The organism is Streptomyces sp. NPDC006798 (assembly GCF_040635975.1).
Taxonomy (GTDB): domain Bacteria; phylum Actinomycetota; class Actinomycetes; order Streptomycetales; family Streptomycetaceae; genus Streptomyces.
The window spans coordinates 25,141-35,005 of sequence record NZ_JBEYIS010000068.1; the positions used below are offsets into that span (position 1 = coordinate 25,141).

Consider the following 9,865-nt stretch of genomic DNA (forward strand, 5'->3'; position numbering starts at 1 on the left):
GGGGCAGCGGTCGGGACGCCCTTGTATTTCTACAAGCGTGTAGAAGTATAGGGCGGGCGGGGGCCGTTGAGACCCCGACGCGACCCCGGACCGGGAAGGTGGCGCGAACTCGCCGCCGCGGTGCTCCGGCCCCGAGGGCCGAAGCGCCGGTACGCCGGGCCGGGCCACCGGAAGGGCCGGGTGGCGACGGCGATGCCGGTGGCGAGAACCGGACACCGTCCGTGAGGGATCGCGGCGGTACGCGGCCGGGTCCAAAGCGCCTTGTTTGAGGGCGGGCCTCCGGGGCACCCGGGGCGTGGTCCGCCGCGCCCTCCCGCGGAACCGGAGGCGCGAAGCCCGCGGCCCGGATCACCGCCGGTGACCGCCCGGTCGCGCCGGGCGTCCGCCGCCGGGCTCCGGGAGCGGCCCGGGGCGGCCCCGGGGCCGGGGGACCCGAACCGAACACCGAGGACGGGGAGTGCACGATGCGTACCGAGGAACTCGCCGAACTGGGACAGCAGTTGCGGGTGGACGCGGTCCGGGCGGCCGAGGCGGCGGGGTCCGGACACCCCACCTCGTCGATGTCCGCCGCCGATCTCGCCGCCGTCCTGCTGGCCCGCCATCTGCGCTACGACTTCGACCGGCCCGACCACCCCGGCAACGACCGGATGATCCTCTCCAAGGGACACGCCTCACCGCTGCTGTACGCCCTCTACCGGGCGGCCGGGGTGATCGACGAGGCCGAGCTGCTGACCTTCCGGCACGACGGCAGTCCGCTCGAAGGACATCCCACGCCCCGGCTGCCCTGGGTCGACGTGGCCACCGGATCCCTGGGGCAGGGGCTGCCGATCGGGGTCGGCATGGCGCTGGCGGGACAGCGGCTCGACCGGGTTCCGTACCGGGTCTGGGTGCTCTGCGGGGACAGCGAGATGGCCGAGGGCTCCGTCTGGGAGGCCGTCGAGACGGCCGCGTACGAACGGCTCGACCGGCTGACCCTGATCATCGACGTCAACCGGCTCGGACAGCGCGGCCCCACCCGTGAGGGCTGGGATCTCGACGCCTACCGGCGGCGGCTCGATGCCTTCGGATGGCACACCGTCGAGATCGACGGGCACGACGTCACCGCGATCGACAACGCCTACGCGGAGGCCGGGGCGGTCACCGGCCGGCCCACCGCCGTCCTGGCCAGGACGCGGAAGGGCCGGGGCGTCGCCGAGGTCGAGAACCAGGAGGGCTTCCACGGCAAGCCGCTGCCCCACCCGGCGCGGGCGATCGCGGAGCTGGGCGGCGTCCGGCACATCCGGGTCGGCGTCGAGACCCCGCCACCGCTCCCGGCCCGGCCCGCCGAGCCCGTCGGGGACGCCGAACCGCCCCGCTACCGCGTCGGCGACGACGTCGCCACCCGGGACGCCTACGGCGACGCCCTCGCGGCGCTGGGCTCCGTACGCGGCGATGTCGTCGCCCTCGACGGAGAGGTCGGCGACTCCACCCGGGCCGAAGCCTTCGCCGCTGCCCACCCCGGCCGCTACTTCGAGTTCTACATCGCCGAACAACAGCTCGTGGCCGCCGCGGTGGGGATGCGGGCCCGCGGCTATCTGCCGTTCGCCACCACCTTCGCCGCCTTCCTCACCCGGGCGCACGACTTCATCCGGATGGCCGCCGTCAGCGATGCCGGGATCCAGCTCTGCGGCTCCCACGCCGGGGTGGCCATCGGCCCCGACGGCCCCTCGCAGATGGGTCTGGAGGACCTCGCCATGATGCGGGCGATCCACGGCTCCACCGTGCTCTACCCCTGTGACGCCAACCAGACCGCGTCCCTGGTCCGGCGGATGGCCCGGCTCCCCGGCATCGGCTATCTGCGCACCAGCCGGGGCGCCAGCCCCGTGCTCTACGGCCCCGGCGAGGACTTCCCCGTCGGCGGCTCACGGGTCCTGCGCTCCGGGGACGGCGACCGGGTGACGATCGTCGCCGCCGGGGTCACCGTGCACGAGGCCCTCAAGGCCGCCGACACCCTGGCCGGAGCGGGTATCGGGGCCCGGGTGATCGACCTCTACTCGGTGAAGCCGGTGGACGCGGCGACCCTGGAGGCGGCGGCCGACGCGACGGGCTGTCTGATGACGGTCGAGGACCACCGGGCCGAGGGCGGCATCGGGGACGCCGTGGCCTCCGTCTTCGCCGACGGCCGCCCCCAGCCGAGGCTGATCAGGCTCGCCGTCCGGACCATGCCCGGCTCCGCCACCCCCGAGGAGCAGCTGGCCCACGCGGGCATCGACGCCGCCTCGATCACCGCGGCCGTGCAGCTGCTGGTGGGGGAGGCGGTCGTCGCCTGAGCCGGCCGGGCAACCGTCCGTACCGCCCGAGCCGTACGAACCGCCGGACGATCACCGGCGAACAGGAAGGGAGGGCCGTGCGCGAGGACGACGACGGCCGCGGACAGGCACGCCGGAAGGAGCCCCTGTGACCGAGGACGTAGGGAACTTCCCGCCCGCCGCCGGGCACGGCGCCGGAGCCGGTCTCACCGGCTTCGCCGTCCCGGCCTCGACGGCGAGGCCGGGACCATCGGCCGCCACGGCGACGAGGTGGACGCGGCCCGGCTGGTGGTGGCCACGGGACCGTGGGCCTCGACGGCGAGGTCCTGGTCCCGGCCGGGGCCGTCACCCGGGTCGATCCGGCCGGGCGGACGGTGTGCACCGGGGTGACCAGGGACCGGATCAGGGGAGAGCCCGCCTTCCACCGGGCCCGGGCCCCGGCCGCGTACGAGACCCGGGGCAAGCCCCTTTCCTGATGCGGCCGGCACCGGGGCGCCGCACATGAGGGGGGCCCGGCCACTCCGCGTCAGGAGTGGCCGGGCCCGGTACCGTACGGCGTCCCGGGCCCCGGCCCGTACGCTCGCGGCACCCGTCACCAGTAGTGGCGGCGCCCGCCGACGGCCCGGCCCAGCGAGCCCAGTACCCACATGGCCAGTCCGACCGCCGCCAGGACGACACCGATCGTCGTCAGCAGACCGAGGCCGGTGAGCAGCCCTACGACCAGCAGGATCACACCAAGGGCAATCATGGATACTCCAGTGGGTCCGGAAACGGGAATCTCTCTTCCCGGGTGCCCCGTTCGCCCGGGGTGATACCTCCCCGGTTCCGCGCGCCGCCCGCCGTACCCCGCCGTCGTCGCGGCGTGATCGCGGCTCGGCCGGCCCGATGTTTCGAGTGATCCTCCCGGGGGCACCCGTCAGGGGCCCGAGAGGCCCGGCACCGCCCGGCCTCCCCCGTACCGACGGGGGCGGCGCCCGTCGGCCCGCCGCCCGTGAACCTCGCCGGAGGTGCTCGTGAGCCGTGCCCGAGTCGTCGTGGTCGGAGGTGGGTTCGCCGGATTCCAGGCCGCGCGGACCCTGCGCCGAACCCTGGGCCGCCGCGCCGATGTGACGCTGCTCAATCCGACCGACCATCTGCTCTATCTCCCGCTGCTGCCGCAGGTCGCGACCGGAGTGCTGGAGCCGCGCCGGGTGGCGGTCTCCCTGCCCGCCGCGCTCCCCGGGGTCCGGCTGGCCCTCGGCGAGGCCGAGCACATCGACCTGGCGGCGCGTACGGTCCACTACCGCGACCAGGAGGGCGCCACCGGGCAGCTCCGGTACGACCGGCTGGTGCTCGCCGTCGGCAGTGTGAGCAAACTGCTGCCCGTACCGGGGGTGATCGAGCACGCCACGGGTTTCCGGGGCCTGCCGGAGGCCCTCTACCTGCGGGACCATCTCGTCCGCCAGATGGAGCTGGCCGCCCAGGACGAGGACGCGACCGACCGGCGTACCTTCGTCGTCGTGGGCGCCGGATACACCGGTACCGAGGTCGCCGCCCAAGGCGCCCTGTTCACCACCTCGATGGCGATCCGGCGCCGCGAGCCGGCCGAGCGGACCCGGCGGCCCCGCTGGCTGCTGCTGGACATCGCCGACCGGGTACTCCCCGAGCTGGACCCGCGGCTCTCCGAGACCGCGGAACGCGTCCTGCGGTCCCGGCGGGTGGAGATCCGTACCCGGACCTCCGTGAAGGAGGCCACCAAGGACGGAGTCCTCCTCGACGACGGGGAGTTCATCCCCACCCGGACCGTGGTGTGGTGTGTGGGCGTCCGCCCCGATCCGCTGGTCGGCGGGCTCGGACTGCGGGAGGAACGCGGACGGCTGGTGGTCAACCCCACCCTGGACGTCCCCGGACACCCCGAGGTGTACGCCTGCGGCGACGCGGCGGCCGTCCCCGACGCCACCCGGCCCGGCGAGTACACCCCGATGACCGCCCAGCACGCCACCCGCCAGGGGCGGCTCGCCGGAAGGAACCTGGCGGCGGCCCTCCTCGGCCGGGGCGCGGTCCGCCCCTACGTCCACCACGACCTCGGGTTCGCCGTCGACCTCGGCGGTGTCCAGGGCGCCGCCAACCCCCTCGGGGTGCCGCTCTCCGGCCCGCTCGCCGGGGCCGTCACCCGCGGCTACCACCTCGCCGCCATGCCGGGGAACCGGATCCGGGTCGCCGCCGACTGGCTCCTGGAGGCCGCCCTGCCGCCGCAGGCGGTCCAGCTCGGCATGATCCGCGCGGGCTCCGTACCCCTGGACAGTACGTCCCCGGAACTGGCCGGGGTCCCCGCGCCGCCGTCGCGGGAGGAGTGAACGGACCCCGGGGTGACCGGGGTCACCAGGGCGTGGGCGGGTCGGGCGGGTACCCGCCCACGGCGGGCCGGACGGGGCACGAGGTGCGGGGAGCGCCCGGGTTTGACACCGTGGTGTGAGGGCAGGCGCGCCGGTGCCGCGCCGGACGGGCGCTCCGCGGCATCGCCCCGGAGCCCCGCTCGCCGGGCCCGCGCGCGGGACCCCCGCGAACCGGCGGCACCGGCGCCCGCGCGTCCTGACGACGACGCTCTGTGAACACCCGCCCCCTACGCTCGGGAACAGGTGATGAGTGTGACCCGCCGACGGCACCGGCACCACGACGCACCGGACACCACGGCGGACTTCCGCCGGCTCGCGGCCCTCCCCGGCGGGCCGGAGCACGACGCCCTGCGGGACCGGGTGGTCTGCGCCTGGCTCCCGATGGCCCACCGGCTGGCCGCCCGCTACCGCAACCGCGGTGAATCCCTCGACGACCTGCGGCAGGTCGCCGCGCTCGCCCTGGTCAAGGCGGTCGACGGCTTCGACCCCGGACGCGGCGGAGCCTTCGAGAGCTATGCCGTTCCGACCATCACCGGCGAGGTCCGCCGCCACTTCCGGGACCATGCCTGGATGCTGCGGGTACCGCGCCGCACCCAGGAACTGCGCGGCCGGGTCCGCGGCGTCTACCGGGAACTCGCCCAGTCCGGCGCGGAACCCTCGGCCGAGGCCATCGCCGCCCGGACCGATCTGCGTACGGACGAGGTCAGGGAAGGTCTCTCGGCGCTGCACGCCTATGCCGCGCTCTCCCTCGACGCGGAACTGGCGCCCGGGGCGCCAGGCGAGCGGCTGACCCTGGCCGACACCCTCGGCGCGCCGGACCGCGAACTGGACACCGTGGTGGACCGGGAGGCGGTCAGGCCACTGATCGAAGAGCTGCCCGAACGCGAACGGCGCATCCTCTACCTGCGGTTCTTCCGGGGCATGACCCAGACCCGGATCGCCGAGGAATGCGGCATCTCGCAGATGCACGTCTCCCGGCTGCTGACGGAGACCTGCTCCCGGATCCGGCACCGGGCGCTCTCCGGAGCGGGATGAACCCCGGCCCTTTCCGGGCCGTCCGCGACCGGGCCCGTACGGCTCGAAAGGTGCGAACCCTTATGAACCGGGTGCGTCCGGGTACCCGTCGGGCATGAGCGCTTTTACTTCTACGGAACTGATCACGACGGCCGCCGAGGGCGGCGGAGTCTCCGGCATCGGACCGCTCGTCGCCGGTCTCGCCGTGGTCGCCCTGCTGATCGGGATGGTCCGGCTCGGGATCCACAAGCGGCGGACCAAGCCCCGGCCGCCCCGGCCCGAGGAACAGCCCAGGCGCCCCACCCCGCCCGGCACCGGGGGCGGCGGCCGGACGGAGCACGGTCCGGAAGGCGGCGGCCGGGACGTATGAGCCGGCCCGTCCGTGGCACCCGGTCGGTATGACGGCACCGACGAGTGAGAGGAGGCGGCCCATGCGGGCGAACCCGGGAGGCCGGTTCGTCGAGGAGGACGGGCGCGATGCCATGGAATGGCAGCGGTACGCCGCCTGCGCCGAGGTGGACGACCCCGATCTCTTCTTCCCCATCAGCACCAGCGGCCCCGGCGCCGAACAGATCGCGGAGGCCCGGGAGGTGTGCGACCGCTGCCCGGTGACGGAGTACTGCGCCGACTGGGCGCGGCGGACCGGGCAGTACACCGGGGTCTGGGGCGGGTTCGCCGCCGAACGCGGCCGGCCGGTCCCGGTCCGCGGCGGTGGGCGGCGGGCCGCCGGTACGACCGGAAGGAGCCGGTGATGACCAGGGACCCCGGACCCGACCGGACCGGCGAGCCGCCGCTGCCCCGGGACCCCGAACCCCGGCAGGCACGGGACGACCACGACGAGGACCCCCTGGCGATCCCCGTACCGGAGGGCACGGCGGACGACGGCGGACTGCCCGGTACCGACCAGGCGGGCTCGGGCCCCCGGCACCGCCCCGAGCGGGGCACGGTCCATCCCGAGCATCCGGCACCGCAGGAGCCCACCGGTTGAAGGGCCGCCGTACGCCCCGGTGTCACCGCCCCGCCCCGGCCTCCCCGGGACCGTCCTCGGCCTCGAAGTCCCGGGCCCGGGTGTGCAGTTCCTCCAGGGCGTCGAGGACGACCGTCCGGTGGTGCCATTCCAGCCAGGCCCCCGCCTCCCGCCCCAGGGCGACCAGTTCCCGCAGCGCGTCGGAGCTCAGAATCACCCCCGGAGCCCCGTGGTGGACCGAGAGTTCACCCAGGACCCGGCCGTCCGGGGCGGTCAGCGGCACACTGTGCCGGGTCCGCGCCCCCGACGCCAGCAGCGCGGCCCGTACGGCCGGGGCGTGCAGCGGATCGCCCGTCACGTCCAGGGCCGTCACCGGCACCGCGCGCCCGTGGACGCGGTGCGCCGGCGCGGTGTCGTCGGCGAGTTCCCACGCCGAGAGGAAGGAATCGTCGGGGGAGCGGTGGGCCTCCGGCCGGGTGGCGCCGCTCAGCGGATCGGCCAGCCGGATCACCCCCATCCCCGCCCCCACCGTCGCCAACGCCCGGTCCAGCAGCGCCGACAGGGCCTCGGAGCGGTTCGCCGTCGCCGCCCGCCGGGCGGACAGAAAGGTGGCCCGGGGCGGCAGCCGCCGGGCCCGGCCGGGAAACCAGGACTCCGCCGACGCGACCGGCACCCGGGCCGCGACCAGTGACGCCGCCAGATGTCTGAGCCGGAGATTGCGGCTCTGGGCGACCTCCTTCAGCAGTCTCAGCGCCCGGTGCCCGTCCCCGATGGCGTACCGCCCCTGAAGGATGCCCTGGGCCTGGGCGATCACCACCCGCGAATGCAACTGGCGCCGCAGGTCGCGCAGTTCGTACGGGGGCGGGGCCACCGCGTCGACCGGCGGCGCCGGGGTCGTCGCGGGCGCGGCCCGCGCGAACCGGGCGATCACCTCAGCCAGCGTCGGCGCCGTCCGTACGGAGCCGGTGCCCGTCTCCCGGCGCAGGCTCCGGGCCGCCCGGGGCGGGATCCCGGTCAGATAGACCTCCCGCTCCGGCCCGGCGGCCGCACCCGGCCAGCGGTCCGGTAAACCGGTCTCCGGCCAGCGCGCCCCGGACAGCTCCAGGACGACGCCCACGCACTCCGCCGGGGCGTCCCCGGTGAGGGCGGCCCACGCCCGGGGCTCCGTGGGGCCCGTCACATGGAGTACCCAGAGACCGTTCCGCCGCCGGGGGAGCCAGACCATCTGCGCCTGAACGGCCGTCTTCTCACCATCGCGCATGGTCGTCATCGCCCTTTACGTGCCAGGTCCCACCGGTCTCGTGGAACACCCGGTACCCACCCTGCCGATTTCTCACCCTCCGTGACGAGGACGCCCGGCGAAGAGTCGGCGGTATCCGGACCGGAAAACGAAATCGACGGCCCCGGCGCGGGTAGGCGCCGCGTAGGCTCGTTCGCCGTGCCGTCGCGCGGGAGGCCCCCGCGGGCGGCCCCGGCCCGAGGGCCGCGAACGATACCGACAGGGGCGCCCGGGCGGCGTCCCGTACCGACGCCGGACCGGGAACGGAGGAATCAGATGGGCATCCTGCTCTTCGAGAGCGACGACCTGGAAGTGACCGAAACCTTTCTCAACGAGGCGTACACCAAAATGCGGATCGGCAGCAGCAACCCCGCCGAGAGCCGGGCCCGGGTGTCCCGCTACGCGGCCGGGCCGGTCAGTGTCGATCTGCTCCGGCTCGACTTCGAGATGAGCTACCGGGCCGACCCGCTGGGACGGATCTGCCTCTGCAGCATGCACTCCGGCACCATCAGCAACCACGCGGCCGGCGGGATCTCGGACACCTTCGGCCCCGGCGACGTGGTCTCCCTCGCCCCGCCGGACCGGCCCTACGCGGGCCGGGTGGAACGGGCCGGATACCACATCACCCTGTTCGACCCGGCCCTGCTCAGCCGGGTCGCGTCCAACGGGCCGCGCGAACCGGGGCCGGTACGGCTCACCGGACACCGGCCCCACTCCGCCGACGCCGCCCGCGGGCTCCAGCGAGTCATCGGCCATCTGCGGTCCCAGGTGCTCGCGACACCGGCGGGGGAGAACCCGCTGGTGGTCTCCACGGCCGCCCAGTATCTGGCGGCGAGCGTCCTCCACGCCTTCCCCCACACCGCCGTCACCGACCCCACCGCCCAGGACCGGTCCGACGCCCGGCCCGCCGCCCTGCGCCGGGCCGTCGCCTATCTGGAGTCCCACGCGGACCGCGACATCTCCGTCGGCGACGTCGCGGCGGCCGCCCATGTCACCGTGCGTGCCCTCCAGTACGCCTTCCGCCGCCATCTGGACACCACCCCCATGCGCCATCTGCGCCGGATCAGGCTGGCGGAGGCCCATGCCGAACTCCTGGCAGCGGAACCCGGATCGGGGGCCACGGTCGTGGCCATCGCCACCCGGTGGGGCTTCGCGCACCCGGGCCGGTTCGCCCGCGAGTACCGGGCCGCCTACGGCCGGGGGCCCGCCGACACCCTTCGGGACTGACTGGTTGGCTGACGGCCCGTCCGGGCGTTGCGGCCCCGACCGGGGCGAGGCGGGGCGGGGCGGCCCCCGCCGGGTACCCGGCGGGGGCCGCGAACCCCCGGTACCGCTGTCCGGTACACGGCGGGAGACGGAAGGACAGCCATGACCGACGGCGACGGACGCCATGCGAAGCGCCCGCCCGCGCGGGCGGCCGGGGCGGCCACCCGCGCGGGCGGGACCGAGCCCATGACCGCCCGGACCGCCCGGGAACTGCGCAAGGCACTCGCCTCCGTGGCCCTCGTCGTCTTCACCGCCGCGACGGTGGCGCTGCTCGTCTTCGCCCTGCGCGCGGACGACGGCGCCTCACCGTCCGGGGCGGCCCTCGGCGGACTCGCCGCCGTCCGCGGACTGGTCGCCCTCGGCGCTGCGGCCGACCTGGTGGTGCCGCGCCGCCGGAAGCGGCGGAACGACGGACAGGGGCGGAGCGGGGTGTAAACGCCCCCGGGTGTGGCACTCGGGGAGAGCGGGGCGAGGAGGTCCCACCTCCCCACGTGACCGCGGTCCCGCCGCGGCGCCTCCTCGCCCCCGCCCCTTCCCGTAGGTCCCGGCCCCCCGTCAGGGGGCGCGGGGAACCGCGCGCTCGGCCGTCCGCGGTCCGCGGACCGCGCACCCGGGCGGCCGACCTCATGACCGCCCCCGCGGTGACCGTGGGGGCCGACGCGCCGCTGCCCGAGGC

11 protein-coding genes are annotated in these 9,865 nt (G+C 75.5%); 9 read left to right on the top strand and 2 right to left on the bottom strand.

Annotated features, from left to right (window positions below; all coding sequences use genetic code 11):
- Positions 1 to 464 precede the first annotated feature (464 nt).
- Together ABZ714_RS31165 and ABZ714_RS31170 are read left to right on the top strand one after the other, a co-directional pair.
- Positions 465 to 2,309, top strand: a complete 1,845-nt coding sequence (locus tag ABZ714_RS31165; RefSeq protein WP_358828702.1) for a transketolase — start codon at positions 465 to 467, stop codon at positions 2,307 to 2,309.
- A 284-nt stretch (positions 2,310 to 2,593) separates the two neighbouring features.
- On the top strand, positions 2,594 to 2,764 hold the full coding sequence (locus ABZ714_RS31170) for a hypothetical protein (protein ID WP_358828703.1): 171 nt from the start codon (positions 2,594 to 2,596) through the stop codon (positions 2,762 to 2,764).
- A gap of 116 nt (positions 2,765 to 2,880) precedes the next feature.
- Here ABZ714_RS31170 and ABZ714_RS31175 read toward each other — a convergent pair whose 3' ends face one another.
- A complete protein-coding gene (locus ABZ714_RS31175; RefSeq protein WP_358828704.1) occupies positions 2,881 to 3,036 on the bottom strand; it encodes a DUF6131 family protein in 156 nt (51 codons plus the stop codon).
- A gap of 265 nt (positions 3,037 to 3,301) precedes the next feature.
- On the opposite strand from ABZ714_RS31175, the gene ABZ714_RS31180 reads away from it, so the two are divergent.
- The 5 genes from ABZ714_RS31180 (at position 3,302) to ABZ714_RS31200 (ending at position 6,665) form a co-directional block, all read left to right on the top strand.
- Positions 3,302 to 4,624 carry an NAD(P)/FAD-dependent oxidoreductase gene (locus ABZ714_RS31180; RefSeq protein WP_358828705.1) on the top strand — a complete coding sequence of 441 codons (1,323 nt, stop codon included), beginning with the start codon at positions 3,302 to 3,304 and terminating at the stop codon, positions 4,622 to 4,624.
- 285 nt (positions 4,625 to 4,909) lie between these two features.
- Positions 4,910 to 5,698 carry a SigB/SigF/SigG family RNA polymerase sigma factor gene (locus ABZ714_RS31185; protein WP_358828706.1) on the top strand — a complete coding sequence of 263 codons (789 nt, stop codon included), beginning with the start codon at positions 4,910 to 4,912 and terminating at the stop codon, positions 5,696 to 5,698.
- 94 nt (positions 5,699 to 5,792) lie between these two features.
- The gene (locus ABZ714_RS31190) at positions 5,793 to 6,047 is read left to right on the top strand and encodes a DUF6479 family protein (RefSeq protein ID WP_358828707.1); all 255 of its coding nucleotides are present in this window, start codon (positions 5,793 to 5,795) and stop codon (positions 6,045 to 6,047) included.
- Positions 6,048 to 6,159: 112 nt separating this feature from the next.
- Positions 6,160 to 6,429, top strand: a complete 270-nt coding sequence (locus ABZ714_RS31195; protein WP_358828713.1) for a WhiB family transcriptional regulator — start codon at positions 6,160 to 6,162, stop codon at positions 6,427 to 6,429.
- The gene (locus ABZ714_RS31200; RefSeq protein WP_358828708.1) at positions 6,429 to 6,665 is read left to right on the top strand and encodes a hypothetical protein; all 237 of its coding nucleotides are present in this window, start codon (positions 6,429 to 6,431) and stop codon (positions 6,663 to 6,665) included. Before ABZ714_RS31195 ends, ABZ714_RS31200 begins: the two co-directional genes overlap by 1 nt.
- A 22-nt stretch (positions 6,666 to 6,687) precedes the next feature.
- On the opposite strand, the gene ABZ714_RS31205 is transcribed toward ABZ714_RS31200, so the two are convergent.
- The gene (locus ABZ714_RS31205) at positions 6,688 to 7,914 is read right to left on the bottom strand and encodes an ANTAR domain-containing protein (protein ID WP_358828709.1); all 1,227 of its coding nucleotides are present in this window, start codon (positions 7,912 to 7,914) and stop codon (positions 6,688 to 6,690) included.
- A 285-nt stretch (positions 7,915 to 8,199) separates the two neighbouring features.
- Here ABZ714_RS31205 and ABZ714_RS31210 point away from each other — a divergent pair, with 285 nt between their 5' ends.
- Positions 8,200 to 9,150: an AraC family transcriptional regulator gene (locus tag ABZ714_RS31210; protein ID WP_358828710.1), complete on the top strand. Its 951-nt coding sequence runs from the start codon at positions 8,200 to 8,202 to the stop codon at positions 9,148 to 9,150.
- 141 nt (positions 9,151 to 9,291) lie between these two features.
- The gene (locus ABZ714_RS31215) at positions 9,292 to 9,624 is read left to right on the top strand and encodes a hypothetical protein (protein ID WP_358828711.1); all 333 of its coding nucleotides are present in this window, start codon (positions 9,292 to 9,294) and stop codon (positions 9,622 to 9,624) included.
- Positions 9,625 to 9,865: the final 241 nt, after the last annotated feature.